Below are 26,039 nucleotides of genomic sequence, written 5' to 3'. Positions count from 1 at the left end.
CTTACAGGCCCTTGAATGCGGCGTAGGTGGCTGCGATGCCGTCGCGGAGGTCGATCGTCGGCGTCCAGCCCATGGCCTTGAGTTTTTCGCCGCTCATGAGTCTGCGCATAATGCCGTCCGGCTTCGTGGTGTCGGTGACGATGTCGCCGGAGAAGCCGACAACCTCGCACACAAGTCTGGCCAGATCGATAATGGCGATATCCTCTCCCGACCCGATATTGACCGGTTCGGCGTCGGAATAACGGTTCATCAGGAAGACGCAGGCGTCGGCGCAGTCGTCGGCGCTGAGCAGTTCGCGTCGCGGTGTCCCGGAGCCCCAGATGACCATATGATCGGCGTCGGCGGTCTTCGCCTCGTGCGCCTTGCGGATCAGGGCGGGCAGGACGTGGCTGGAGTTGGGATCGAAGCTGGCGCCCGAGCCGTACATGTTCGTCGGCAGGCCCGAGATGAAGTCGCAACCGTGCTGCCGGCGATAGGCCTGGGCCAGTTTGACGCCGGCGATCTTGGCGGTCGCATACCATTCGTGGGTCGGGTCCAGCGGGCCGGTCAGCAGGGCCTCTTCCCGGATCGGCTGGGGCGCATCCCTGGGGTAGAGGGCGCTGGAGCCCAGCATCAACATCTTGCCGACCCCGCCCCTGTGCGCCGCCTCGGCCATGTTGGCCGCGATCATCAGGTTGTCGTAGAGGAAGTCGGCGGGAAGGCTCTGGTTGGCCAGAACACCGCCGACCTTGCCCGCCGTCAGGAAGACGGCGTCCGGCCTGTGGCGATCGACGAAGGCGCGGACTTGATCGGGCGATCTCAGGTCCAGCTCGGCGCGCGTGGCGGTGACGATTTCACAGTTTTCGGACGCCAGCCGACGGACGATGGCCGCCCCGACCATGCCGCCATGCCCGGCGACCCAGACGCGTTTTCCCGCGAGGGGATAGATGATCTCAGGCGGCATTGTGGCTTGGTCGCTCGGGGAGGGCGTTCGGGTATTTTGCGGGTGAACCGCGCAAACCTTGTCAGGGAAGGGAGGCGGGCTATCCGTCAGGCTTCTATGCCGGATAGCCCGGTTCGGGGCTCACCTTTTCTTCAAACAGACGAGAAGGACGGGGCGGAACAGGGACGGCATGATCCGGCTGGCGCGTTCGGCGATCTCGAAGAGAAATTTCCGCGACGCCAGATACATGAACTCGGTGTCGAGCGTGGTGGTGTAGTTCTCCCAGTCCGACTCCCGGAACAGCTTCCGGATCGCCCCCGGCGTATTCACCCGATACCGGGTCGGAAAGACGTCGACGGACTTTCGTTCCGGCTGCAGGCGCTTCAGGACCCGCGTGTGCAAGGCGTTGGGAACGGCCGAAGCCGCCAGGGCGATCAGGCCGTTCCGGTTCGGTGTCCGCCCGAAGAACCAGCCGCCGGGTTTGAGCAGGCGCTTGATCTCCGCGGCGAAAAGCGCGCCGTCATCGACATGTTCGAGAACCCAGTCGCTGAAGATCAGGTCGAAACTGGCGTCCGGATAGGGCAGGGGGTCTCCCGGAACGAAAACCGCCGCCTCGTCCAGCATCGGGTTTTCCATGACGGCGGGATCGACATCGACGCCGACAACACGGGCCACCCGCCCCTTGAAGTTCAGGAGGTTGCGTTTGTACGTCCAGCGGGTTTCCCCCTGGGCCCCGCGTCCGGCGCCGAAGTCCAGGATATGAAATTCGGGTCTCAGAACAGAGTTTATCAGGGAGTAGAACAGAAATGTGGAATCTCGCCGACTGAACCCTCCGATCAGGGACTCTGGCGTTCTTCTGCCAATATTACGCTCGCCTACTGGAAGATCGGCACTTGACTCGAAACTAATCGTCATCACGTCTCCTTTCCGCTTGTCGGTAACCTATTCTATGGCATGACCCATGTCGGCGCGGGTCGCGATGGCGACCTTGTTTGTGAAGTGGTGATCGTCGGCGCCCCGGAGCGGATGTCTCGAGCGCTCGCGGGTCATCAGGCTGCGTGAGCCCTGGCCGGGTCGGTGCGGCCGCCGCGGCGATGGGCGATGGCGGCGTCGAAGATCTTTTCGAAGCGGGCGGCGACCTTCGTGATGTCGAAATTCGCCTCGGCATAGGCGCGGCCCGCGGCGCCGGCGACGCGCGCCTTTTCCGGGTCCTGCGAATAGGACAATGCGGCGGCGACGAAGCCTTCTTCATCGGACGGATCGACCACCGTCCCGGCGCCGGTCTCGGCGACGATCCGGGCGGCGAGATTGCCGGCGGGGGCCGCCAGAACGATCGGCTTTCCGGCGCAGAGATAGGAGAGAATCTTGGAGGGCACCGAGAACTCGCCCGCGTCGTTCTCGATCACGGCCAGCAGCACATCGGCCGAACCCAGAACCTCATCGAAGACGTTGAACGGCTGCAGCGGCAGGCAGGTCAGGGCCGGGGTGGTTTCCGCCTCGCGTTTGACCTGATCGGCGCCGACGCCGGCGGAGACCAGCAGGACCTCGGCCTCATCGCCCACGGCGCGGCCCAGGGCCGTGATCAGCGCGGGATTGTGCTTGAGCGCCAGGGTGCCCGAATAGAGGAAGCGCGGCTTGTCGCCGAGGCCGTGTTCCCTGGCCCAGTCGGTGTCGCGCGACAGGACGTCGATCCCTGCGATGGCGCCCCAGTTCGGAATGACCGTGACCCGGTCGCCGTTGACGCCCCAGGAGTCCGTGTACGGACGGAAGGCTTCGGTGATGTGGACCACCTGGTCGGCCGCGCGCAGATGGCGCTTGTCCAGCTCCATATAGTAGTCGCCGACCAGATCGCCGACGACCGGAAGTCGCGAGGACAGCAGGCGTTTGGCGGCCAGGCCGTTGAAGTCCTGCACCCAGTAGACGAAGGCCGTGTCCAGTGACTTCAGTCCGACGGTCAGACCCTGGACCACGTCGGTTGGGGCGTTGCCGCAGATGATGACGTCGGGACGCGTCTTGCGCACGTGCTCGGCCAGGGCCTTGCCGTAGGCGACGTCGCCCGAGCGGCGCTGGATGAAGTTGGATTTCGAATAGGGGATGTCGCCGCCCAGGGGCGAGAAGCTCAGCCCCTCCGCGTCGGAGGGGCCAATCTCGAAATCGCCCTTGGGGCCGATGTCGCCCACGAAATAGGCGTGGTCGACGCGATGGCCGCGCCGCGCCAGTTCACGGGACAGTTCCGCCTGAAACGGGTGCCCCGCGAAATCGTGGACGAGGATATGCATGGTCGCCTTAAGCCGCCTTGGCGTAGTTGTGACGGCGCTTCACCTGCTCGAGGATCCAGGCATAGGTCTTTTCCATGCCGGTCTGCAGCGACTGGCTCGGCTCCCAGTCCAGCTTTTCGCGGATCAGGCGGTTGTCGGAGTTGCGACCGCGTACGCCCACCGGGCCGGGGATGTTCTCGATCGACAGGTCCTTCTCGCCGATGGCGATGACCATGCGGACCAGGTCGTTGATGGCGATCATTTCTTCCGAGCCGATATTGACCGGACCTTCGAAATTGGACCGCAGCAGGCGGATGGTGCCCTCGATGCATTCATCGACATAGAGGAAGGAGCGGGTCTGCAGGCCGTCGCCCCAGACCGGCAGGACGTCGCCGTCCTTGGCCATGGCCACCTTGCGGCAGGTCGCGGCCGGAGCCTTCTCCTTGCCGCCGTCCCAGGTGCCTTCCGGGCCGAAGATGTTGTGGTAGCGCGCGACCCGGCATTCCATGCCGAAATTGCGGTTGTAGGCGAGGTAGAGGCGTTCCGAGAACAGCTTCTCCCAGCCGTATTCGCTGTCCGGATTGGCCGGATAGGCGCTGGATTCTTCGCAGTTGGGGTTGTCCGGGTCTTCCTGGTTGTGGGCCGGGTACATACAGGCCGACGACGAGTAGAAGACGCGCTTGATGTTGCGCTTGTGGCAGGCGTCCAGGACGTTCAGGTTGATCGTCGCGGAGTTGTGCATGATGTCGGCGTCGTTCTCGCCGGTGAAGATATAGCCGGCTCCGCCCATGTCGGCGGCCAGCTGATAGACTTCATCGAACTTGCGATCGACCACTGCGCGCACGACGCTTTGCTCGCGCAGGTCGCCGATGACGAAATCGTCGGCTTCGGTCTCGGCGTATTCGTTGAACTTGAGATCAACGCCGCGAACCCAGAAGCCTTCTTTCTTGAGGCGCTTGACGAGGTGGCCCCCGATAAAGCCGCCCGCTCCGCACACCAGTGCCGTCTTGATCGCCATCAGAAATTCGCCCCGAAAAACATAAGCCCATGCGGCTTTGACGAGTTCGCCAAGCGCCACGCAACGCTCATCACTCGTGACGAGAGAATTAACCTCGGCATTCGGGGGAGCCAAGTTACCTCAGAACCCCCGTTCCGACGTTAACCTTATCTGGCCGCCATTAAGCTTCAGAAAGTCTCAAGCCAACAAGCAATGATGAAATTGCTTATAGCTCCGTAGTTTACAATTGGCCAGCCCTTGTTCGCATATGCAGCATGAATTGATCGCAGCGTTTTGCGAAGGAAAGGATTTTCGTTAACGGTCTAGCGCGGCTCCGGACGCCCGCCGGGCGCCCATTCCGGCGTGAAGTCGCTGGACGCCATCCAGCGCAGGGGCTCGATCAGCGACTGGATCGCCCGGGTCATGAACGGCAGGTCCAAATGGGCGATATCGTCGTCAGGGCTGTGATAGGTGGGGGTCACGGCCCAGCCCGAGACGGTGTGGGCGACGATGCCCTTGAGCGCCAGCGAGTAGTTGTCCGAGCGCTGGAAGAAGTTCTGTTCCGGATACAGATCGGGCGCGACGAGGGCGCCCTTCTCTCTCAATGCCGTTCCAAGATTGGAACGGTCGAAGCCGGTCATCATCATCACGCCGGGCTCCATTTTCGGATCCTGGGCGCCGATCATCTCGATCTCGAGGTTGGCGACGATGTCGGTCAGGGGCACGGGCGGATGCTCGCCGAAATAGGTCGAGCCCAGGCCGCCGATCTCTTCCGAGCCATAGGCGACGAACAGGATGCCGCGCCGGTGCGCCTCGCCCGAGGCGAGGGCGTGGGCCAGCTCCAGCACCGCCGTCGTGCCCGAGGCGTCGTCATTGGCGCCGTGCATGATGGTCCCGTCGGGCCGCACGCCGAGGTGATCCAGATGGGCCGAGATCAGCAGCACGCCGGCGGTCGGGTCGCTGCCGGGCAGGAAGCCGATGGCGTTGGTGGTGACGCCCTCGACGCTGCGGATCGCGCCCGGATCGATGGACACGGTCGTTCCGGCCGCGGCCGCCAGGCGGTCGTAGTCGGCGGCCGAGACCAGCACAGCGTCGATCTGGCTCTGCCGGGGGGAGGCCTCGGTCAGGCGTGTGGAGGGGCGGGGAGGGCGGCTGGCGGCGCGGCTCTTCAGGAAGTCGGTCTCGCGAATGATCACGAGATTGGCTCCCTTGCCGGCTGCCGCGTTGATCCAGGCGGGAGCGCCATTGCCTTCGGGCGGCGCGATCAGCAGGACTTCTGCGGCCGGGAAGGCGGCCGGATCGGCGCCGCCCAGGGTCAGGGCGCCGGCGTTGGCGCGTCCGGAGCCGAGCAGGACCGTCAGGTTGGCGCCTTGTGTCAGGGTCACGCCGCCGGCGGTCAGGGTGGTGTGGCTGCTGGGGCTTGTCGTCGTCACGCTCGCCGTCTGCAGATAGGACGTCATGCCCGGCGCGATTTGAAGGCCGTAGCTCTGGAACATGGCGGCGACATAGGCGGCGGCGACACCCTCGTCCGGGGTGGCGCTGCCGCGGCCGCGCAGGGCGTCGCCGGCCAGGAAGGCCTCATGGGCGGCGACCCATTCCTGTTTGACCTGCCAGGTTCCGGAAGCGGTCTGGGCGTGAGCCGAGGCCGACGTGAGAGCGAGGATCGCGGCGGCGATCAGGGCGTGGCGCTTCGACATTGGATGGTCCCCAAAAGACAGGAGAGCACGGTTAGGCGGCCCCGCGCCGGGGCGTCAAGCGGGCGGTTCATCGCGCTGAAACAAGAAACCGCTCGACGTCGCCGCGCCGTGGATTTAACCGCCGGGGCAGCCTCATTCCTCATGCGAGTTCCGTCATGAAACGCTTCGCCCTCGCCGCCATCGCCATGCTGGCTGTCGCGGTCCCCGCCGCCCAGGTCGACGCCTGGGGTTCGACCGGTCACCGGCTGGTGGGTGTCGCCGCCGTGCGCGCCCTGCCGGACAGCCTGCCGGCCTTCATCCGGGGCATGGACGCCGCCGCCGAGGTGGGCGAGATTTCGCGCGAACCCGACCGCTCCAAGGGCGGCGGCCAGCCGCACGACCGCGAACGCGACACGGCCCACTTCGTCGATCTGGACGACACGGGCCACGTCATGAACGCCAACGGCATGTCGATCGACGCCCTGCCGACCCTGAAGTCCGAGTACGACGCCCAGCTCCTGGCCGCCGGGATCAAGGTCGATGACGCCGGATACCTGCCCTACGCCATCATGGACGGCTGGCAGCAGCTGGTGCGGGACTTCGCCTACTGGCGCGTGCTCAACGCCATCGAGCAGCGCGAGACCGATCCGGCCAAGCGCGCCTGGTACCGCGAGGACCGTCTTCGTCGCGAGGCCCTGACCCGCCGCGATCTGGGCTATCTGTCCCACTACGTCGGTGATGCGTCGCAGCCGCTTCATATGTCGATCCACTTCAACGGCTGGGGCGACTATCCGAACCCGGAAGGCTTCACCAACTCGCGACAGACCCACTCCATGTTCGAGGGCGGCTATATCCGCCGCAACGTCCGTCTGGACGCCGTCGAGGCGGCCATGCCGGCGCCGGCTCTGGAAGGCTTCCAGATGAAGCCCTCGATCGTCGCCTATCTGAAGGCGGGCGTCGCCCAGGTGATCCCCTTCTACCGGCTGGAGAAGGCCGGCGCCTTCGCCGAGGGCGATGCGCGCGGTGCGGCTTTCGCGACCGAGCGGGTGGCGGCGGGCGCGGCCGAGCTGCGCGACCTGACCATCCAGGCCTGGCAGGCCTCGGAGACCGCCACCGTCGGCTGGCCGGCGGTCAAGGTCGCCGATGTCCAGAGCGGCGCGGCCGATCCGTGGGCTTCCCTGTACGGCGAGGACTGATCCCCCCTCCCGCAGGCGTGCGACGGGGGCTATGAAGCCGCCATCATGACCAGTCCCGTACCTCCCGTCGTCATCCTCGACCGGCCGCAGATGGCCGAGAACATTGGCGCGGTAGCGCGGGTCATGGCCAATTTCGGCCTCGACCAGTTGCGTCTCGTCGCGCCGCGCGACGGCTGGCCGCAGGAGCGGGCCTGGGCCACAGCCTCGGGCGCCGACTGGGTGCTGGAGGGCGTGCGGGTTTTCGAGAGCGTGGCGGACGCCATCGCCGACCTGAACACCGTCTTCGCCACCACGGCCCGGCCGCGCGAGACCCGACAGCCGGTCCGCACCCCGCGCGAGGCCACCAGGGTTCTCTATGACGACCGCGCCTCGGGCCTCGAGATCGGTCTCCTCTTCGGCGCCGAGCGGGCCGGGCTGGAGACCACCGACATCGCCCTGTGCCAGGGCATCGTCACCATCCCTATCGATCCGCGCCACCAGAGCCTGAACCTGGCCCAGGCCGTGGCCATCAACGCCTATGAGTGGCGCACGCTCGTTCTGGACGCGCCGCCGCCGAACTTCCGCGAGGGCGAGCCGCCGGCCGCGGGCGAGCTGCAACTGGGCATGTACGAGCATCTGGAGAAGGAGCTGGACGCCGCCGGCTTCTTCCACCCGCCCGAGAAGTTCCGCTCCATGAGCCAGAACCTGCGCGTCATGCTGGGCCGCGCCGCCTTCACTGCGCAGGAAGTCGCCACCTTCCGCGGCGTGATCACGGCCCTGTCCAAGGGGCGGGGTCGGGTGCTGGAACGGTTGGCGAAAGAGAAGGCGGGGAAGGCCTAGAGGCTTCCGAAAAACGCCGGGACTGTCTCGGTCGCCGGGCCGTAGATCCGCTCGTCGAAGGCGCTGGCGCCGAGGCTGGGCTCCAGGTTGATCTCGACTGTTCGCGCGCCGGCCATCTTCGCCAGCTGGACGAAGCCCGCGGCCGGATAGACCGCGCCGGAGGTGCCGATGGAGACGAACAGATCGCAGCGCGAGAGCGCCGCCTCGATCCGGTCCATGTGGAGCGGCATCTCGCCGAACCAGACTATGTGGGGCCGCATCCGTCCCTCCGGGTGATCGGGAGAGGGTTCGTCAGGCGCCATGTCGCCGGTCCAGTCGCTGACCACGCCGGAGCGGGTGCAGCGGCCCTTGAGCAACTCGCCATGCATATGGATCAGCTCGAACCCCGGCGCGGGCGGAAACTCGGCTTCCGCGCGGTCGTGCAGGTCATCGACGTTCTGGGTCACCAGCAGGAAATCGCCCTCCCATCGCGCCGCCAGCTCGGCCAGGGCCCGGTGGGCGGCGTTGGGCTGGACCGTCGGCAGGGCCGCGCGGCGCAGATTGTAGAACCTTTGCACCAGCACCGGATCGCGCGCGAAGGCTTCGGGCGTCGCCACATCCTCGAACCGGTGGCCCTCCCAGAGCCCGTCCGCGCCGCGGAACGTCGGCACTCCCGATTCCGCCGAGACGCCGGCGCCGGTCAGGACGACGAGGTTCATGCGAGGAACTCCGGGCGAAGGTCGGAATAACCAGGGTTGATCAGGAGCGTCGCCTCCTTATTGATCATGGAATTCGCCCATAGGAAACTGCATGGCCCAAGACCTCTATGAGACCTATCAGGACTTCAAGGGCTGGTCGGATGTCGCTTCGGGCGGAGACCCCGAAACCTATGCGGACCTGCTGCGCACGAGCGGCAAGACGGGCGATCTGGACGTCCTGGAAATGGGGTTTGGCGATGGGTCCTTCATGGACTGGGCGCGTTCGACCGGGCACCGGATCGCAGGTCTGGAGATACTCGACTATTCGGTGACCACCGTCGCCGCCCGGGGCCATGAGGCCTATCTCGCCTGGACCGACATTCCCTCGGATCGACGCTTCGATGTGATCATGTTGATCGACGTGATCGAGCATCTGGGCGCGACAGGATTCGAGGGTCTGTTCGCGCTCGCCGACAAGCATCTGAGGGACGATGGCGTCGTCGTCGCGCGCTTCCCTAACGGCCAGAGTCCCTTCTCCGGCTGGTATCAGTACGGCGACATGACCCATGACAAGCCCCTGACCCCGGACGCGATCAGCCAGATGATCCGGTCTCGGGGCTATCGGCTCATCAAGGCTCAGAATCCCCGCCCCCTGCCACGCCGGTTTGGCGCGCGCCTGAAATATATGGCGGCCTATCTGTTGCGCGACATTGTCGAGGTCGTCCTGGGCTACGCCTATCTGGGCCAACGACTGCCGATGGACCCCAATGTGGTGGTGGTTCTGGGCCGACAGGTCGCCGCCAGGGGCTGAGCATGCGGGAGGCGGCCCTGATTTCCCTGTAGAGGCGGTTTCGGTCCGTGCGCCCGCCCGCTAGAACCTCTCCAGACTCACGGAAAGGACCTCCCCATGAAAACCCGCGCCGCCGTCGCCTTCGAGGCCAAACGTCCGCTGGAGATCGTCGAGGTCGATCTGGAGGGGCCGCGCGCCGGCGAGGTGCTGGTCGAGATCAAGGCGACGGGCATCTGCCACACCGACGCCTATACGCTGGACGGTCTGGACAGTGAGGGCATCTTCCCCTCGATCCTGGGCCATGAGGGCGCGGGCGTAGTGGTCGAGGTCGGCCCGGGCGTGACCTCGCTGGCCGTCGGCGATCACGTCATCCCGCTTTACACGCCCGAGTGCCGCCAGTGTAAATCCTGCCTCAGCCGCAAGACCAATCTGTGCACCTCGATCCGCGCCACCCAGGGCAAGGGTCTGATGCCCGACGGCACGAGCCGCTTCAGCTACAAGGGGCAGGCCATCGCCCACTATATGGGCTGCTCGACCTTCTCGAACTTCACTGTCCTGCCCGAGATCGCCCTGGCGAAGATCCGCAAGGACGCCCCGTTCGACAAGGCCTGCTACATCGGCTGCGGCGTGACCACCGGCGTCGGCGCGGTAGTCAATACGGCCAAGGTCGAGCCCGGCGCCAATGCCGTGGTGTTCGGTCTGGGCGGCATCGGCCTGAACGTCATCCAGGGCCTGAAGATGGTCGGCGCCGACATGATCATCGGCGTCGACATCAACGACACCAAGGAAGAATGGGGCCGCCGCTTCGGCATGACCCACTTCGTCAACCCGAAGAACGTCAGTGATGTCGTCGCCCATCTGGTCGAGATGACCGGCGGCGGCGCCGACTACACCTTTGACTGCACCGGCAACACCGTGGTCATGCGTCAGGCGCTGGAAGCCTGCCACCGCGGCTGGGGTGAGAGCGTTATCATCGGCGTCGCCGAGGCTGGCAAGGAGATCGCCACCCGACCCTTCCAGCTGGTCACCGGTCGCGTCTGGCGCGGCTCGGCCTTCGGCGGCGCGCGCGGCCGCACCGATACGCCCAAGATCGTCGACTGGTACATGGACGGAAAGATCGAGATCGATCCGATGATCACCCACACCCTGCCGCTGGAACGCATCAACGAGGCCTTCGACCTGATGCATGCGGGCGAGAGCATCCGCAGCGTCGTGGTGTTCTGAGACAACGATAACTGAGGGAGGAGAAACGCATGTTCACGCACCTGACGGTGGGCGCCAACGATATCGAGGCGTCGCGCAAATTCTATGATGCGGTTCTGCCGGCGCTGGGTATTCCGGCCTCGGTGGGGCCCGATCCCAAGGGGCGCTACTGGTGGCGCACAGACAAGGGCGGCTTCGCGATCGGCAAGCCGATCGACGGGGAGCCTGCCTGTCACGCCAATGGCGGCACCATCGGCTTCGCGGCCCGTGACGCGGCGATGGTGCAGGCCTTCCATGACGCCGGCGTCGCGGCCGGCGGCACCTCCATTGAAGACCCGCCCGGCGAGCGCAACGGCGCCTTCGGCACGCTCAACCTGGCCTATCTGCGCGATCCGTCGGGCAACAAGATCTGCGCCGTGCATCGCGTCGGCTGAGCGGCCGCGACGGATCGGCGGGGCGCGGGCGTTCAGGAAGCGGGAGACCGTTCGATGAAAAGCCAGATCACCCCCGTCGTCCTCGCCCTTTGCGCGGTCCTGTCCGCAGGAGGGTTGGCCGGTCCGGCGGCGGCCCAGCAGGTCGTCGACCAGGGCTTCACGCCCCATGTCGCCCATCCGGCCTGGACGTCTGACGGCCCCACGGTCGTGATCGACGAAGCCCACCGGAATTTCCACACGGCGGTGGGACGATACGCGCCGTTCGCCGCCCTGTTGCGGGCCGATGGCTTTCGCATCGCGCGGGGCGTGACGCCCTTCACCGACGACGGCCTGAAGGGGGTGAAGCTTCTGGTCATCGCCAACGCGGGGTCGGCCGACGGACGCGATACGACCGAGCCGGCCTTCACCGAGGCGGAGACGGCGGCGGTCGCGCGGTGGGTCTCCGCCGGCGGCTCCCTGTTGCTGATCGCCGACCACGCGCCCTTCGGTACGGCGGCGCGCGGACTGGCCGAACGGCTCGGCGTCGGCATGGGCGCCGGCTTCGCCTTCCACCCCGAAGGCCGGACGGTGAACCCGCAGCTTCAGTTCTCGCGCGGGGACAGGACCCTGGGCGATCATCCGATCCTCGACGGCCGGTCGCCGGCGGAGCGGGTCGAGACGGTGCACAGCTTCACCGGCCAGTCCCTGATTCCGCCGCCGGGGGCGACGCCCCTGCTGATCCTGCGCCCTGAGGATCGCGAGGCGCCGGACCGCGCGACCCTCCAGACGCTCCGCCGCCGCCTGAACGCCGGAGAGGACGTGGATGCGGTCCTGAACGCCCTGTCGGCTCCGGTCGGCGATCGGGTCCAGGGCCTGGCCCTGACCCATGGCGAGGGCCGGGTCGTGGTGCTGGGCGAGGCGGCCATGCTGTCGGCCCAGGTGGTCCGGGCTCCGGACGGATCGGAACGGCCGATGGGGATGAACGCCCCGGGCAGTCAGGACCAGCAGTTCGCGCTCAACATCCTGCACTGGCTGGCGCGGTTGGATTGAGCGGTTTCCGCCGTGCTCTGCGCCCGCTAGAAGGGCCCGCATGGCTCTCGAAACGACCAAGACCCACGCCGTCCACGGCGGCACGCTGCGCTATCTGAAGCACGACAGCACTGCCACGGGCACGCCCATGACCCTGTCGGTCTTCGTCCCGCCCGGGGCTGGACCCTTCCCGGTGCTGATCTGGCTGTCGGGCCTGACCTGCACCGAGGACAATTTCACCACCAAGGCCGGCGCTTATCGGGCCGCGGCCGAACACGGCGTGATCATCGTCGCGCCCGACACTTCGCCGCGTGGCCCGGACCTGAAGGGCAGGGCGGTCGCCGACGACGCGGCCTATGATCTGGGGCAGGGCGCCGGCTTTTATGTCGATGCGACCGAAAAGCCCTGGGCGCCGCATTTCCGCATGGAGACCTATGTCGTCGAGGAGCTGATCGCCCTCATCGACTCCGAATTCCCGACGACGAAGACGCGGTCGATCAGTGGCCACTCCATGGGCGGCCACGGCGCCCTGACCCTGGCCTTGCGCCATCCCGAACTGTTCAAATCGGTCTCGGCCTTTGCGCCGATCGCGTCCCCGACCCGCTGCGCCTGGGGTGAGAAGGCCTTCACCGCCTATCTGGGCGAGGACCGGTCTCTGTGGGACGCCCATGATGCGGCCAAACTGGTTGCGGGGGGCGCGGCCCAAAACCCTGGGGGAGGGGGCGCGTTCGACGACATCCTGATCGATCAGGGCGACGCCGACGGCTTCCTGACCGACCAGCTCAAGCCCGAATTGCTGGTTGAGGCGGCGAAGGCTGTGGGCCAGAGCCTGACGCTCAGGATGCAACCCGGGTACGACCATTCCTACTTCTTCATGGCCAGCTTCATCGCCGACCATGTGGCCTTCCACGCCAAACGACTGAAAACCTCATGACCGACACTGCCCAACCCGATTACGCCGAGATGTTCGCCGCCCTGTGCCGCGAGCTGGGCTACTGCCTGCATGTGAAGGGCGAGAAGCGGGTCATTGCCGCACTGCCGCAAGGGCTGGACGCCGCGGTCAAGGCGGTGCTGGAGGCCGAGGGCGCGGATTTCCTGAACACCTCGGGCTCGCTGAAGCGCCAGATCCGCGACTGTCTGAAGGCCAATCTGCCGGCGGGCTGACGCCGCCTCAGTTTCCGCCGGGGTGCAGCCGGTCGTCGATACGGTGATGCACCTTGCCGCGCAGCTGGCGGCGTGTGCGCAGGGCGTCATGCAGATGATCGGCGAGGCAGAGAATCTGTTCGTCCGCCATATAGTCCGCGGCCTCGCGGACCTGGCGGCACAGCTGTTCGAGCTGAGTTTCACTCAGTCGCGGGGGGTAATAGCTCAGCGACTGTCGCACGCGGCCGTCCTCCATGATGTCATGGCAGCCCCCCGTCCCTGAGCCCTCAATGGTTGCAGGAGCAGTTCTGTTCCCGAGCGAAATAGCTAACGACTCGCAACAGGAACGAAATCGCATCCTTCGGCTTGGGTTCGGCGAAAGGGCGGACTATCTGCTGCCTTACAACCTTGACCGCACAACCTGCCGCACGGAGCTCCCCGATGGCCTTCACCCTGCCCCCGCTGCCCTATGCCTATGACGGCCTGTCGCCGGTGATCAGCAAGGAGACGCTGGAGTTCCACCACGACAAGCACCATCAGGCCTACACCGACAACCTGAACAAGGCGCTGGACGGTCTGGCCGAGGCCGAAGGCAAGTCGCTGGAAGAGATCTTCGCCGAGATGTCGAAGTACCCCAAGGCCGTGCGCAACAACGGCGGCGGCTACTGGAACCACATCTTCTACTGGGAAAGCATGGCCCCCGCCGATGAGGCCGGCGCCCCCTCGGCCGAGCTGGCCGCCGCCATCGACGCCGACCTCGGCGGCATGGACGCCTTCAAGACCGCCTTCGAACAGGCCGGCGTGACCCAGTTCGGCTCCGGCTGGGCCTGGCTGATCTTCGCCGACGGCAAGCTGAAGGTGATCAATACGCCGAACCAGGACAACTCCCTGATGGACATCAACCCCGACAAGGGCGTGCCCCTGCTGGTCAATGACGTCTGGGAACACGCCTATTATCTCGATTACCAGAACAAGCGCCCGGCCTTCCTCGGCGCCTTCTGGCCGATCGTGAACTGGAACAAGGTCAACGAACGCTTCGCCGCGGCGAAAGCGGGCTGAAGCCTGAGGGTTTGAATACAGCGCCCGCCGGTCGATCCGGCGGGCGTTTTCGTCACTGGAGGATGCGTCCATGAAACTGCTGACCCCGAAACTCGTCACGATGGGCGCCGTCGCCGCCCTGATGCTGGGCGCAGCCGCCTGCACCCCGGCCGAGAACGCCAAACGGCCCGAGGCCAGGGCCGAGGCGGCGGCCGTTGTGGCGTCGAATGCGGTTTATCCGTTCAAGATCGGGGCGCTGGACGCCTTCGCCCTGCTCGATGGCGACAACCTCGTGCCGAACGACAACTCGGTCTTCGGCGTGGGTCAGACGCCGGAGGCGGTCGCCGCGGTGCTGACCGCCGCCGGCCAGCCGACGGACGGTCTGGCGCTGAGCATCCATCCCCTGCTGGTCAAGACCGGCGACCGCACGGTCCTGCTTGACGCGGGCGCCGGCGCGGCCTTCGGCGACAAGGCCGGCAAGCTGACGGTCAGCCTGGCCGAAGCGGGCGTTGATCCGGCCGCGATCACCGACGTCCTGATCTCTCACGGCCACCCCGACCACGTCGGCGGTCTGGTCACGGCCGACGGCGCCCTGACCTGGCCGAACGCCACCATCCGCATGTCGCAAGCCGAATGGGCCTCACTGCAGGCCAATCCGGATATGGCGGTCCTCGTTCAGGCCATCGCGCCCAAGGTTCAGGCCTTCGCGCCCGGCGCCGTCGTCGCCCCGGGCATCACCGCCATCGCCCTGGCCGGCCACACCCCGGGCCATACCCTCTACGAGATCGCCTCGGACGGTCAGAAGCTGCTCTACGCCGGCGACACGGCCCACCATTTCGTGGTCTCGCTGGCCCATCCGGAATGGGCCATGGGCTATGACGGCGACAAGGTCGCGGGCGCCGCGCAGCGTCAGGCCGAGCTCGCCGCCCTCGCCGCATCGGGCGAGCGCGTTTACTTTCATCATTTCCCCTTCCCGGGCATCGGGCGGGTTCAGAAGGCCGCTGAAGGCTATATCTGGGTTCCTGAGGGCTGAGGTCTGAGACCAAAGTCATACGGCGAGAATGTAAAACAATCTTTGGTTGCGAATCCAGTATTCACCAGTATTCCGGCGTCCGGTAACGCTCATACTGGGGCGGTTTATTAACCAGCGAGGGCTAGGGTGGGCTGCCCCGAAACAGCTCTCCCCGGCCGTTGATGCGTATTCTCTCCTGTCTGGTTCAGGATCATAACCTTCTGCTCGTCCTGCTGGCGGCCGCGATCTGCGTCGTCGGCGCCTGGACCAGCATCCGGCTGTTCAACCGCATTCGTAGCCGCCTCGACGGCCAGAAGGCGGCCTGGCTGTTCCTCGGGGCCGTCGCCGCCGGGGCGACCATCTGGTGCACCCATTTCGTGGCCATGCTGGCCTATCAGCCGGGCGTGGCGGTGACCTATGCCCCGGTCCTGACCGGCGTCTCCCTGCTGGTCGCCATGGTCGGCTGCGGTCTGGCCATGGGTCTCGGCGCCCTGAACCACCGGTTCGCGCCGGCGGTCGGCGGCGCCGTCTTCGGGGGGGCGGTGGCGACCATGCACTACACCGGCATGGCGGCCTTCGCGGTCGACGCCTTCGTCGTCTGGTCCGGCCCCTATGTCGCCGCCTCCCTGATCGCGGCCCTGGGCCTGGGCGCGCTCAGCTTCCATCTCGCGGCGCGCGAAGACACGCTGAAGAGCCATCTGATCGGCGCCGGCGTGATGGTTCTGGCCATCGTCGCCCTGCATTTCACCGGCATGGGGGCGATGGAAATCTTCCCCTTCGCCCCGCGCAACATGGCCACCACCGCCGACGACGCCTCGGCGATCATGGCCTTGGGCGTGGCCGGCGTGGCCTTCCTCGTGCTGGGCATCAGTGTCGCCAGCCATATGATCGACGCCCAGATGAGCGCCCAGTCGCGCTCGCGCCTGCACGACCTGATGGAAGGATCCGTCGACGGCATGGTGGTGACCCGCGACGGTCTGGTGATCGCCGCCAACTCGGCCTTCCTGACCCTGTCCGGCTTCGATCTGGACGCCCTGATCGACCAGCCGGTCGAACGCTTCATCGAATGCGCCGGAGAGATGCAGGAGGGCGCTCTGATCCAGTGCCAGCTGTCGTCCCTCGCCGACGGCGCCATCCCGGTCGAGGTCGCCGTCCGTCATGAGACAGGCGTCGGCGTCCAGGCGGTCATCTTCGCCGTGCGCGACCTGCGCGCCCGTCTGGCGCAGGAGCGCCGCATCAGCCATCTGGCCCGAAACGACAGCCTCACTGGTCTGCCCAACCGCACCTCCTTCCTGGAACGGCTGGAGCGCGGCGTCGCGGCGGTGAAGACGGGCGAGAGCCTGGCCCTGCTGGCCATCGACCTGAACCGGTTCAAGGAGGTCAACGACCTCTATGGCCATGCCGCGGGCGACCAGCTGCTGGTCCATGTCGCCGACCAGATGCGCTCGGTCCTTCTGGATGGAGAATTCGTCGCCCGTCAGGGCGGAGACGAGTTCGTGGTCATCGTGCCCGGCGTCGACCGTGACGGCGCCTTCCGCGCCGCCGAGCGCCTGCGCGCGGCCATCGTCGTTTCGACCGAGATCGATCGCGCCGAGGTGTCGTGCGGCGCCGCCATCGGCATCGCCCTCTATCCCGACGACGCGACCGAGCCCTCGAACCTGATCAATGACGCCGACCTGGCCATGTACCGGGCCAAGGGGTCGCTGACCCAGTCGATCTGCTTCTATGAAGAGGCGATGGACGAGGCCGTCCGCACGCGCCGCCGCCTGACCCAGGGGCTGCGCGAGGCGCTGGATCAGGACCAGTTCGAACTCCATTATCAGGTTCAGGGATCCCTCGAGACCGGCAAGGTCACCGGCTACGAGGTGCTGCTGCGCTGGCGCCAGCCCGATGGCTCCTTCATTCCGCCGGATCAGTTCATTCCGCTGGCCGAGGAGACCGGCCTGATCCTGCCGATCGGCGAATGGGTGCTGCGCCATGCCTGTCGCGAGGCCGCGACCTGGAGCGAGCCGCACAAGATCGCGGTCAATCTGTCGCCGATCCAGCTGGCCCACGTCGACCTGCCGCGTCTGGTCCACCAGATCCTGATCGAGACCGGCCTCAAACCGTCCCTGCTGGAGCTGGAGATCACCGAGACGGCGATGATCAGCGATCTGGACCGCACTACCCACATCCTGCGCCAGCTGAAGCTGCTGGGCGTGTCGGTGGCCATGGACGACTTCGGGACCGGCTATTCGTCCCTTTCCACCCTGCGCGCCTTCCCGTTCGACAAGATCAAGCTGGACCGGTCCTTCATGCTGGAGCTGGACGACAGCCCGCAGTCCAAGGCGATCATCCGCGCCGTCCTGGCCCTGGGTGAAAGTCTCGAAATCCCGGTCCTCGCCGAAGGGGTCGAGACCATGGAGCAGCTGATCTTCCTGCGCGAACAGGGCTGCGACGAGGTCCAGGGCTATCTGCTGGGCCGTCCCAAGCCCGAGGCCGAGCAGGTCGCGGCGCCGGAGGCCATCCTGTCGACCGAGGCCGACTTTGAGGACCATCGCCGGGTCGCCTGATCCCGCCAAAGTCCATACGGACATTGACTCCAGGGAGGCGGGCCGTCATAAGCCCGCCTTTCCCGCATTCGGCCCCTGGTCGAAGGCGCGAAGACACTACGGACGATGCGTGGACCGCCGTTGAGATCGTCTTCCCACTTTCGGGGAGGCCGGGCCGCATCAAAGTGAAGAGAATAGAATGTCCAAGCGCCACAGCGCCAAGTACAAAATCGACCGCGCCATGGGTGAAAACCTGTGGGGCCGCGCCAAGAGCCCGGTCAACAAGCGTTCGTACGGCCCCGGCCAGCACGGCCAGCGCCGCAAGTCCAAGGTCTCCGACTTCGGCCTGCAGCTGAAGGCCAAGCAGAAGCTCAAGGGCTACTACGGCAACCTGACCGAAAAGCAGTTCCGCAAGACCTATGACGAAGCCGCTCGTCGTAAGGGCAACACCTCGGAAAACCTGATCGGCCTGCTGGAAGCCCGTCTGGACGCGATCGTCTATCGCGCCAAGTTCGTCCCGACCGTCTGGGCCGCCCGTCAGTTCGTCAACCACGGCCACGTCACGGTCAACGGCAAGAAGGTGAACATCGCCTCCTACCGCGTGAAGCCGGACGACGTCGTCGCCGTCAAGGAAGCCTCGCGCAACATGGCTCTGGTGCTCGAAGCCCAGCAGTCGTCGGAACGCGACGTCCCCGACTACATCGAACAGGGCGACCGCGGCTTCTCGGTCCGCTTCGTCCGTCAACCCGAACTGGCCGACGTGCCGTTCGCGGTGAAGATGGAGCCGAACCTGGTCGTCGAATACTACGCTTCGTAAGTCGACTACCGGATCGCAAGATCGGAAGGGCCCCGGGGGAAACCCCGGGGCCTTTTCATTTCCGGCGAGCGTGCGATAGTCCTGCAGGTTGTGGGGAAGCTTCAATGCTTGGTGTTGTTCTGGCTCTCGCCCTGCTGTCCCAGACAGCGGATCCGCTCGCGGCGGCGATACAGGCGCAGCGCGCCACGCCGGTGACGGAGCCGGCCAGACGGCCGCCGTCCATAAATTTCTCGCCGACCGGGGCAGTGAGCTATGCCGTGCAACACGGCTGCGTGCCTGCGGCGGCGACCGGTCTGCCGGCGCGGCGCTTCTTTGAGCCCTCGGTCTTCTCGCGCGGACCGGACGAGGGGCCCGGTGTCCATATGGTCACTTCCACGGTCTTTCTGGAACAGGACCGGCTCGGCTTCTGCACGGTCAGTGCGATACGCGGCGATCCCGAGGAGCTGCGCGCTTCCGTTCTGGCCGCCCTGTCTGAAATGGGCGTGACCCAGATGGTCAAATCGGACAGCGGCCCGGGTTCGCGCGACTCGAACGGGTCGTTCCGGCAGGAACTGATCTGCCTGACGATCGACGGAAAGCCTGCCTTCTTGGTGATGTCGACGTCCAGCGAGCGCAACCGCAAGCGACTGATGGCCAGCTTCGGCCTCGACACCGACGCGGGCTGCAGAGGGCGCTGAGAACGACATCGGCGTTGATGCGTTGGGTGTCAGGAGGAGACACCGATGATCGACTGGGACGCGCCGACACGCCACAAACACCCGGGCACACGCCGGGCATTGGCGGCCTATGCCGCGATGGCGGGTTTTTCGCTCCTGATCTGGACCGGCGTCACCGCGATCCTCGCCTGGGCGGGTTGAGGGCCTAGAGGGCGGGCTGGGGTCCGTATTCCCACGCATAGGGCACGCCCGTCTCACCGAGTATGAAGCGCACAAGCGTCGGGAAGGCCGCTTCCGAGCGCACGTCATTGGACAGGATCAGCACGCAGCGACGGCTTTGCTCGACGCAGACCCAGCTGTTGCCGGTCGAGTCATTGTGCCCGCCCTTGAAGAAGCCCGGCCCCTGAGGACCCGTGAAGGTGACGACGCCGAGGCCGGCGGACAGACCGGGATGCTGTTCCGCCAGCGGCAGCTCGTCCTGAAAGCTGGGAAACTGGGTTGCGGTCCGGATCGGCAGTTGGGGCCGGACCAGTTCGGCCGCCGAAGCGGGGGTCAGGCCGTCGCGGCGGACATAGGCGGCGACGAAGTTCGCAAGGTCAGCGATGGTCGTGTCCATCGATCCGGCGGCACGGGGTTTTGAACGTTCGTCGTGCGGCTCGACCGAGCCATCCGCTTCCCAGCCGTCAGCCAGATTGGCCGCGAAGTCGGGCCGCCACATCATTCCGGTCATGGGCATGCCGAAGCGGTCGAAGACGCGGCGCTGCATCTCGGCGCCGATATCGAGGCCGAGACCCTGTTCCAGCACGAACTGCAGCAGGATCAGGCCGTCGCCGGAATAGGCGTAGCGCGTGCCCGGATCGAAATGGATCTTCAGCTTCCCGTCCGGCTCCAGGAAGCCGAAGTTGGAAAAGCCCGCTGAATGGGTCAGCAGGATGCGCGGGGTGATGGCCCGCCAGCGCGGATCGTCGGCCAGACCGCGATAGTCGGCGTAGCGGTCGGCGAGATCCTCGCTCCAGTATTCCGGCAGAGGCTTGGGCAGGTAGTTCGCGATCGGGGTGTCCAGGTCGATCTTCCCCTCATCGACCAGTTGCATCACCGTCCAGGCGAAGACGGTCTTGGTCAGGGAAGCGCCGTACATGACCGTGTCGGTCTGGAGCCGGTCCCCCTTGGCGTTGCGGTCGCCCCAAGCCCGCACGAGGCTCACCTGACCGTCGTCGATAACCGCCAGCGCCAGACCTTCGGAATGGGTCGCGGCCATCAATCGCTGGACCTCGGCGTCGACGGCGGCCGGCGAGGGGAGGGGGCGCGTCTGGGTCCCCGTCTGCGCCACGGCCGGGGCCGCGACAGACATCAGGGCGACCGCGGCGAGAGCCGCGAGAGACTTCACAGGCGTGGTCATCGTGGCCATGGGGGCAACTCGCTTTTCGGGTGCTTTCAGAGGCGAATTAAGCGCATAATGAGGGACTGGCTGTTGAGGGTAAGGGGCATGGCGCCCATCCGCGCATTAATTCTTTGTGGGGTTTCGGTCCTCGTCCTGACCGCCCTGTCCGGGTGCGCCTCCGTAGGCTCGCGCCTGGGGCTGGGTCAGGCCCAGCAGGCCGAGCTGCCGCCGCCGATGCCCGGCGTGCTTGAGCCTATCCACGCCGCCGCCCTGCTCAACAACACCGCCGTCTTCTGGGTCAGCTCCAACGGCTGCACCAAGAAGGACGACCTGCAGCCGTTCGTCTCCTTCCACGGCGACGCCTCGGTCATCACCCTGCGCCGCATTTCCGAGGACCGCTGCACCACTCCCGAGGACGAGGGGGTGGAGATCAAATGGTCGTTCGAGGAGCTGGGCCTCAAGCCCGGGGCGAAGGTGTCGGTCAACAACCCCTACCAACTGCCCCAGACCTGAGGGTTATGCCGGGGCGTGAACCCGGCGATAGCCCGGCCAGGTGCTGTCGGTCGCCCGCGCATATTGATCCGGCAGGCCCTCGGGCTGACCCAGGGCCGAGGCCGCGTGGTGCGGCCAGTTGGGATCGTCGAGCACCGCACGGGCGATAGCTATGGCGTCCGCCTGACCTGAAGCCACGATCTGCTCGGCCTGATGCGCGTCATAGATCATGCCTACGGCGATGACATTGGCCTCGGGAATCGCAGCCTTCACCGCCTCGGCGAAGGGCAGCTGATAGCCGGGCTGGTCGCCGGGGATCTTCGCCGTTGCGACATTGCCGCCGCTGGTCAGGTGCAGATAGTTGTAGCCCAGATCGTGCAGGGCCCGGCTGAAGGCAACGGCCTCATCCGGCGTGATGCCGCCCTCGGTCCAGTCCGATCCGTTCAGGCGCGCCCCCAGGGCCTTGTCGCGGGGCCAGGCGTCACGCAGGGCGGCGGCCACCCGCAGCGGGAAGCGCATGCGGTTCTCCAGCGCGCCGCCATACGCGTCCGTCCGATGGTTCGACAGGGGCGACAGGAACTGGGTCAGCAGATAGCCGTGGGCGGCGTGCAGTTCGACGACGTCGAAGCCGGCGCGCAGGGCTCGCTGAGCGGCCTGGACGAAGCCGTCGATGACGCGCTGCATGCCGGCCTCGTCGAGCGCCTCGGGCGTGTGCCAGTCATCGCGGAACGCCTCGGCGGAGGCGGAGAAGGTCTGCCAGGCCTTGTCGGCGCCGGCCGGGCCGCCGCGCTCGATCCACGGCGGATTGGTCGAGGCCTTGCGTCCGGCATGGGCCAGCTGGATGCCGATTGGGGTGTCGGAATAGGTGCGGATTTGCTGGATCAGGGTCGCGAAAGCGGCCTCCTGCTCGTCGTTCCACAGACCGGTGTCGGCCCATGAAATCCGGCCCGCGGCCTCGACGCCCGTCGCCTCCACGATCACCAGCGAGGCGCCCGACAGGGCCAGTTTGCCCAGGTGCTGGGCGTGCCAGGGCTGGGGCACGCCGTCAACGGCGGAATACTGGCACATCGGGGCAATGATGATGCGGTTCTTCAACGTCAGGGGGCCGACGGCGAGGGGCGAAAACAGCTGGCTCATGAAAGGCGTCCGTGGGGAGGAGGCTCAGTAGCTATGCCGGTTGCGGATCGGATCAAGGGGCGCCTGTCCCGGACCCGTCAGGCGTGAAACCCTTTCCGATTATTCACGTGTGTTTTGAACGGCGTCGGGTGATCAAGGATCACAAGCTTAGCCCAAGGGGATCATACCAATGCTTCGTCTCGCTCTCGCCATCGCCATCGCCGCCCCGCTGCTGTCGGGCTGCATCATCATCGCCACCGACAAGCCGACCACCCGCGTCGTCCAGACCGCTCCGGCCGAAGGCCAGTAATGCGCGCCGTCAAAGGCCTGCTTTTGGCGGCGGCGATCACGCCGCTGCTGGGCGCCTGCGTCATCTATGACGGCAGCGGCGAGGACAATGTCTCGGTCCGTCTCGGGTCGCACACCACCACCGCCTGGAGCGATGATTCCGAGGTGCTGCGCGCGGTCCGTTTCGAGCCGGGCGCCCTGGTCGTCCAGGCCGATTCCAACGGCTGCACCGAGGCCTCGTCCTTCGCGGTCGAGGTCGGCGAGGGCGACGGCCCGACCCGCATCACCCTGACCCGCCGGTCGCCGGATGTGTGCAAGGTCATGGTCCCCGACGGCGTCGAGCTTCGCTGGACCTTTGAGGAACTGGGCCTGAAGCCCGGTTCGGCGGTCGCGGTGAGCAATCCGGTCCGCCTGCCGTAAGAGTACAACGAGGGGCGGACGCAGTCGTGTCCGCCCCTTTTTCGTTCGCCCTTCTCCCAACGGCGGGGGACGCGCTAGAACGCCCCATGTCCTCCGCTCCGCTTCCCGACGCCCCCCTTCCTGACGCGAGCCGCAACTGGGTTGACGCCCATGCGCCGGAGGCCCTGAAGCCGTGGCTGAAGCTGGGGCGGTTCGACCGGCCCATCGGCATCTGGCTGCTGCTGCTGCCCGGCTGGCAGGGGATCGCCCTGGCCCACGCCCGCTATGGCGAGACGCCGGGCCTGTATGCGCTCTGGCTGTTCGTCGGTTTCGGTCTCGGCGCCTGTCTCATGCGGGCCGCAGGCTGCGCCTTCAACGACATCGTCGACCGCGACATCGACGCTAAAGTCTCGCGCACCGCCCTTCGCCCCATTCCGTCGGGCCGGATTTCGGTCAAACAGGCTTGGGTCTTCGTCATCGGTTGCAGCCTGATCAGCCTGCTGATCCTCCTGACCCTGAACCTGCCCGCCATCCTGCTGGGCGTCGGGTCGCTGGCGCTGGTGGCGGCCTATCCCTTCATGAAGCGGATCACCTGGTGGCCCCAGGCCTGGCTGGGTCTGACCTTCAACTGGGGCGCCCTGATGGGGTTCGCCGCCGCCGTGACGGTCGCAGCCGCAAGCTTCGTCGCCAGGGCCGCCTTGGAGACCGGCGCGGGCCACGACGCCCTGGAGCCCGTCTGGAGCCTGCAGGACGCCCTGCCGGCCCTGTTCCTCTATGCCGGGGGCGTGTTCTGGACCCTGGGCTATGACACCATCTACGCGCTTCAGGACATTGAGGACGACGCCATGGTCGGGGTGAAGTCCTCGGCGCGGCGGCTGGGTTCGGCGGCGGGCCGCGGCGTGGCCACCTTCTACGGCCTGACGGTTGCAGGCGCGCTCGCCGCTGGCTGGGTGGCCGGGCTGGGGCCGCTGTTCTACGCCGCCATCCTGATCTACGCCGGCCATCTGATCTGGCAGGTCCGCAGCCTTCGCCTCGACAACGCCACGCTTGCGCTCAAACTGTTCAAGTCGAACCGGGAAGCCGGTTTCATCCTGCTGGGCGCCATTGCGCTCGGCGCTGTCCATTTCGCCTGAGGATTCCGCATGACGCTCCCCCGCTCATCGACCCTGAAAGCCCTGCTGTTGGCTACGGCCGTCACCGCGACCCTGTCGGCCTGCAACCGCGACAAGGACAATTCCGCGGCGCCGGCGCCGGCTCCGGTCGCTACCGTCACGGAGACGCCCGCCACGGCCGGGGCGCCCTTCGGCTACAAGTCCGAGACCCCCTATGCCACGGTGGAGCTGAAGCTGCCCGAGGCGGTGAAGACACAGCCCGATCTGCACGTCCGGCTCTATGCGGACTCGGTCAAGGATCTGAAGGCCTTCGTCGAGGGCGCGCAGGCGGACCGCACCGAGGCTGGCGGCGATCAGGGCATGCCTGCCTATGAATCCCTGATCACCTTCGACACCCCGGTTGAGACCGGCAAGCTCTTCAGCCTGGCCCGCTCGGACTATGAGTTCACCGGCGGGGCGCACGGCAATACGGCCTATACCGGCGTCCTCTGGGACAAGGCGATGAAGCGGCCGGTCACGGCCTCGGGCCTGCTCAAGCCGGGCGTCGCCCTCTCGGCCCTGGACAACGCCCTGTGCGCCGCCCTGAACGTCGAGAAGCGCAAGCGCGATCCGCAAGCCGTGACCCTGACGCTCAACCCGAAGGCGGCGGGGGACTGGAGCTGCCCCCATGCCGCCGACACCCCCATCGTCCTGGCGCCCGGCACCGAGCCGGGCAAGGCGGGCGGGCTGGTCTTCCTGATCGGCCCCTATCAGGCCGGCCCCTATGCCGAAGGGTCCTATCAGGTGCCGGTGCCCCAGGCCGCGATCCGCAGCCTGCTGGCCCCCGCCTATGCCGACGAGTTCGCCGGTACGCCGCTGATGCCCAAGCCGAACTGAGGCCTACTTCAGGAAGTCGTCGACCAGTGCGTCGAAGCGGGCGGGCTGGTCGGCCATGATGAAGTGGCGGCTGCCATCGACACGGATCAGCTTCACCCCGGGCAGGGCGGCGTATTCGTGCGCCCAGAGGCCGTCGGCCATGGCGGCGGGCGCTCCGCCGTCGGCGTCCGAGGCGTAGAGGGCGGTGACCGGCGTGGTCATGGCGGCCAGACCCGGGCGGGCGTCAGTGGTCATGACGTCCTTCAGGGCCGCGGCCAGGGCGTCACGGTCGCTGGCCATGGACCAGTCGACGACGAGGGTGCGGGTGGCGGGATCGCGGACGAGACCGGCGGCCGTCTGGGTCTGCTGCGTGCGGAACGCGGCTTCGTCGGCCGACAGGATGCCGGCGGCGGCCTGATCGGCGAAGGGGCGGGCCTGTTCGGCGGTGACCTGCGGCCCGTACATGGCGCTGAAGAAGGGCAGGGAGTCGACGCTCATCAGCCGTCCGACCAGCTCGGGATGGGCCTGGGCCAGCAGCAGGCCCGACAGACCGCCCATGGAGTGGCCGATGACCGCGGGGCGATCGAGGTGGGCGGTGCGGATATAGCGGGCCAGTTCCTCGACTTCAGGCGCGACGAAGGCGCCGTCGCCATGGCTCCAGGGTTCACCCGCGAAGCCCGCCAGCTGGACCAGATGCACGCGGTGCGTCGCCGACAGCCGCGTGGCCAGCGGCCGCCAGACCTCGCGGGAGGAGGCGAGGCCGGGGATCAGGATGACGTCGGGGCCAGAGCCGATCACCTCCACCGACAGCCGATCGGAGGTGAAGGCCGATGCGGACGCCTGCGCTTGCGGCGCCTCGGCCTTGGCATGGTGGCTGCTGACGCTGATCGCCGTGATGATGGCGACGAGGACGGCGACCTTGGGGAAGGGGCGCGCACAGGCGCCGCGCAGGACCGCGTGGAACATCTCATGTATCCTTGTAAGGTTATCCTGACTTTCGGGTCGGGTCGGGTCGGGCCGGGTGTCAGGTGTCAGGTGTCAGGTGTTGGACGGCAGGATCAGGTCGGTCGCAGGCTCGGCGGCCAGGGCATGACCGGCGAGGACGCCCGCACCGATAATCAGGGCGACGGCGGAGGCGATGAACAGGACGCGCAGGCTCACGCCCCGCGGTGACGCAGGAAGAACATGTCGGTCTCCTTGGTGTGTGGGTCCGCCGGCC

General features: G+C 66.8%; 29 protein-coding genes. 18 read left to right on the top strand and 11 right to left on the bottom strand.

Annotation, left to right across the window (positions count from 1 at the left end):
• Position 1: 1 nt before the first annotated feature.
• From AC07U0_RS07525 to AC07U0_RS07505, 5 genes are all read right to left on the bottom strand, one after another.
• Positions 2-943: a GDP-L-fucose synthase family protein gene (locus tag AC07U0_RS07525; protein ID WP_494719409.1), complete on the bottom strand. Its 942-nt coding sequence runs from the start codon at positions 941-943 to the stop codon at positions 2-4.
• Between the two features lie 120 nt (positions 944-1,063).
• Positions 1,064-1,837 carry a class I SAM-dependent methyltransferase gene (locus AC07U0_RS07520; RefSeq protein ID WP_494719408.1) on the bottom strand — a complete coding sequence of 258 codons (774 nt, stop codon included), beginning with the start codon at positions 1,835-1,837 and terminating at the stop codon, positions 1,064-1,066.
• Positions 1,838-1,971: 134 nt separating this feature from the next.
• Entirely contained in the window at positions 1,972-3,201 is a 1,230-nt protein-coding gene (locus tag AC07U0_RS07515) for a glycosyltransferase (protein ID WP_494719407.1), read from the bottom strand.
• A 7-nt stretch (positions 3,202-3,208) separates the two neighbouring features.
• On the bottom strand, positions 3,209-4,198 hold the full coding sequence (locus AC07U0_RS07510; protein WP_494719406.1) for an NAD-dependent epimerase/dehydratase family protein: 990 nt from the start codon (positions 4,196-4,198) through the stop codon (positions 3,209-3,211).
• Between the two features lie 302 nt (positions 4,199-4,500).
• Positions 4,501-5,874 (bottom strand): M28 family metallopeptidase, encoded by a 1,374-nt coding sequence (locus AC07U0_RS07505; RefSeq protein WP_494719405.1) that lies wholly within the window; start codon positions 5,872-5,874, stop codon positions 4,501-4,503.
• A 155-nt stretch (positions 5,875-6,029) separates the two neighbouring features.
• Here AC07U0_RS07505 and AC07U0_RS07500 point away from each other — a divergent pair, with 155 nt between their 5' ends.
• Positions 6,030-7,049: a phospholipase C/P1 nuclease family protein gene (locus tag AC07U0_RS07500; RefSeq protein WP_494719404.1), complete on the top strand. Its 1,020-nt coding sequence runs from the start codon at positions 6,030-6,032 to the stop codon at positions 7,047-7,049.
• Between the two features lie 45 nt (positions 7,050-7,094).
• On the top strand, positions 7,095-7,868 hold the full coding sequence (locus tag AC07U0_RS07495) for an RNA methyltransferase (protein WP_494719403.1): 774 nt from the start codon (positions 7,095-7,097) through the stop codon (positions 7,866-7,868).
• On the opposite strand, the gene AC07U0_RS07490 is transcribed toward AC07U0_RS07495, so the two are convergent.
• Positions 7,865-8,566 (bottom strand): NAD-dependent deacylase, encoded by a 702-nt coding sequence (locus tag AC07U0_RS07490; protein WP_494719402.1) that lies wholly within the window; start codon positions 8,564-8,566, stop codon positions 7,865-7,867. The two genes, AC07U0_RS07495 and AC07U0_RS07490, sit on opposite strands and share 4 nt — an antisense overlap.
• A gap of 91 nt (positions 8,567-8,657) precedes the next feature.
• Here AC07U0_RS07490 and AC07U0_RS07485 point away from each other — a divergent pair, with 91 nt between their 5' ends.
• From AC07U0_RS07485 to AC07U0_RS07460, 6 genes are all read left to right on the top strand, one after another.
• Positions 8,658-9,356: an SAM-dependent methyltransferase gene (locus tag AC07U0_RS07485; protein ID WP_494719401.1), complete on the top strand. Its 699-nt coding sequence runs from the start codon at positions 8,658-8,660 to the stop codon at positions 9,354-9,356.
• Between the two features lie 96 nt (positions 9,357-9,452).
• Complete coding sequence (locus AC07U0_RS07480; protein ID WP_494719400.1) at positions 9,453-10,559, top strand: S-(hydroxymethyl)glutathione dehydrogenase/class III alcohol dehydrogenase; 1,107 nt, start codon at positions 9,453-9,455, stop codon at positions 10,557-10,559.
• Between the two features lie 29 nt (positions 10,560-10,588).
• Complete coding sequence (locus AC07U0_RS07475) at positions 10,589-10,972, top strand: VOC family protein (RefSeq protein ID WP_494719399.1); 384 nt, start codon at positions 10,589-10,591, stop codon at positions 10,970-10,972.
• A 54-nt stretch (positions 10,973-11,026) separates the two neighbouring features.
• Positions 11,027-12,001, top strand: a complete 975-nt coding sequence (locus AC07U0_RS07470; RefSeq protein WP_494719398.1) for a DUF4350 domain-containing protein — start codon at positions 11,027-11,029, stop codon at positions 11,999-12,001.
• A gap of 40 nt (positions 12,002-12,041) precedes the next feature.
• Positions 12,042-12,914, top strand: coding sequence for an S-formylglutathione hydrolase (gene fghA, locus AC07U0_RS07465; protein WP_494719397.1), 873 nt, complete (start codon positions 12,042-12,044; stop codon positions 12,912-12,914).
• Positions 12,911-13,144 carry a hypothetical protein gene (locus AC07U0_RS07460; RefSeq protein WP_494719396.1) on the top strand — a complete coding sequence of 78 codons (234 nt, stop codon included), beginning with the start codon at positions 12,911-12,913 and terminating at the stop codon, positions 13,142-13,144. Before fghA ends, AC07U0_RS07460 begins: the two co-directional genes overlap by 4 nt.
• 7 nt (positions 13,145-13,151) lie before the next feature.
• On the opposite strand, the gene AC07U0_RS07455 is transcribed toward AC07U0_RS07460, so the two are convergent.
• Positions 13,152-13,364: a hypothetical protein gene (locus AC07U0_RS07455; RefSeq protein ID WP_494719395.1), complete on the bottom strand. Its 213-nt coding sequence runs from the start codon at positions 13,362-13,364 to the stop codon at positions 13,152-13,154.
• Positions 13,365-13,564: 200 nt separating this feature from the next.
• Here AC07U0_RS07455 and AC07U0_RS07450 point away from each other — a divergent pair, with 200 nt between their 5' ends.
• From AC07U0_RS07450 to AC07U0_RS07425, 6 genes are all read left to right on the top strand, one after another.
• A complete protein-coding gene (locus AC07U0_RS07450) occupies positions 13,565-14,182 on the top strand; it encodes a superoxide dismutase (RefSeq protein WP_207870675.1) in 618 nt (205 codons plus the stop codon).
• A gap of 70 nt (positions 14,183-14,252) precedes the next feature.
• The gene (locus AC07U0_RS07445) at positions 14,253-15,194 is read left to right on the top strand and encodes an MBL fold metallo-hydrolase (RefSeq protein ID WP_494719394.1); all 942 of its coding nucleotides are present in this window, start codon (positions 14,253-14,255) and stop codon (positions 15,192-15,194) included.
• A gap of 161 nt (positions 15,195-15,355) precedes the next feature.
• Entirely contained in the window at positions 15,356-17,725 is a 2,370-nt protein-coding gene (locus tag AC07U0_RS07440; protein WP_494719393.1) for a bifunctional diguanylate cyclase/phosphodiesterase, read from the top strand.
• Positions 17,726-17,903: 178 nt separating this feature from the next.
• Entirely contained in the window at positions 17,904-18,521 is a 618-nt protein-coding gene (gene rpsD, locus AC07U0_RS07435; protein ID WP_494719392.1) for a 30S ribosomal protein S4, read from the top strand.
• 104 nt (positions 18,522-18,625) lie between these two features.
• The gene (locus AC07U0_RS07430; protein WP_494719391.1) at positions 18,626-19,198 is read left to right on the top strand and encodes a hypothetical protein; all 573 of its coding nucleotides are present in this window, start codon (positions 18,626-18,628) and stop codon (positions 19,196-19,198) included.
• Positions 19,199-19,243: 45 nt separating this feature from the next.
• Complete coding sequence (locus AC07U0_RS07425; RefSeq protein WP_494719390.1) at positions 19,244-19,378, top strand: hypothetical protein; 135 nt, start codon at positions 19,244-19,246, stop codon at positions 19,376-19,378.
• Positions 19,379-19,382: 4 nt separating this feature from the next.
• Here the strand turns inward: AC07U0_RS07425 and AC07U0_RS07420 are convergent, their stop codons facing one another.
• Entirely contained in the window at positions 19,383-20,585 is a 1,203-nt protein-coding gene (locus tag AC07U0_RS07420) for a serine hydrolase domain-containing protein (protein WP_494719389.1), read from the bottom strand.
• 78 nt (positions 20,586-20,663) lie between these two features.
• Between AC07U0_RS07420 and AC07U0_RS07415 the strand changes: the two genes are divergently transcribed.
• Positions 20,664-21,071 carry a hypothetical protein gene (locus AC07U0_RS07415; protein ID WP_494719388.1) on the top strand — a complete coding sequence of 136 codons (408 nt, stop codon included), beginning with the start codon at positions 20,664-20,666 and terminating at the stop codon, positions 21,069-21,071.
• 3 nt (positions 21,072-21,074) lie between these two features.
• On the opposite strand, the gene AC07U0_RS07410 is transcribed toward AC07U0_RS07415, so the two are convergent.
• Positions 21,075-22,187 (bottom strand): NADH:flavin oxidoreductase/NADH oxidase, encoded by a 1,113-nt coding sequence (locus tag AC07U0_RS07410; protein WP_494719387.1) that lies wholly within the window; start codon positions 22,185-22,187, stop codon positions 21,075-21,077.
• Between the two features lie 288 nt (positions 22,188-22,475).
• Here AC07U0_RS07410 and AC07U0_RS07405 point away from each other — a divergent pair, with 288 nt between their 5' ends.
• The 3 genes from AC07U0_RS07405 (at position 22,476) to AC07U0_RS07395 (ending at position 24,841) form a co-directional block, all read left to right on the top strand.
• On the top strand, positions 22,476-22,874 hold the full coding sequence (locus AC07U0_RS07405; protein WP_494719386.1) for a hypothetical protein: 399 nt from the start codon (positions 22,476-22,478) through the stop codon (positions 22,872-22,874).
• 86 nt (positions 22,875-22,960) lie between these two features.
• On the top strand, positions 22,961-23,986 hold the full coding sequence (locus tag AC07U0_RS07400; protein ID WP_494719385.1) for a UbiA family prenyltransferase: 1,026 nt from the start codon (positions 22,961-22,963) through the stop codon (positions 23,984-23,986).
• Positions 23,987-23,995: 9 nt separating this feature from the next.
• Positions 23,996-24,841: a DUF3298 and DUF4163 domain-containing protein gene (locus tag AC07U0_RS07395; protein ID WP_494719384.1), complete on the top strand. Its 846-nt coding sequence runs from the start codon at positions 23,996-23,998 to the stop codon at positions 24,839-24,841.
• Between the two features lie 3 nt (positions 24,842-24,844).
• On the opposite strand, the gene AC07U0_RS07390 is transcribed toward AC07U0_RS07395, so the two are convergent.
• Together AC07U0_RS07390 and AC07U0_RS07385 are read right to left on the bottom strand one after the other, a co-directional pair.
• Complete coding sequence (locus AC07U0_RS07390) at positions 24,845-25,786, bottom strand: alpha/beta fold hydrolase (RefSeq protein ID WP_494719383.1); 942 nt, start codon at positions 25,784-25,786, stop codon at positions 24,845-24,847.
• 72 nt (positions 25,787-25,858) lie between these two features.
• Positions 25,859-25,981, bottom strand: a complete 123-nt coding sequence (locus AC07U0_RS07385) for a hypothetical protein (protein WP_494719382.1) — start codon at positions 25,979-25,981, stop codon at positions 25,859-25,861.
• Between the last annotated feature and the right edge of the window lie 58 nt (positions 25,982-26,039).

The sequence above is a fragment of the Brevundimonas sp. GW821-FHT02A10 genome (assembly GCF_059422025.1).
This window is presented reverse-complemented; position numbering and strand designations above follow the sequence as displayed.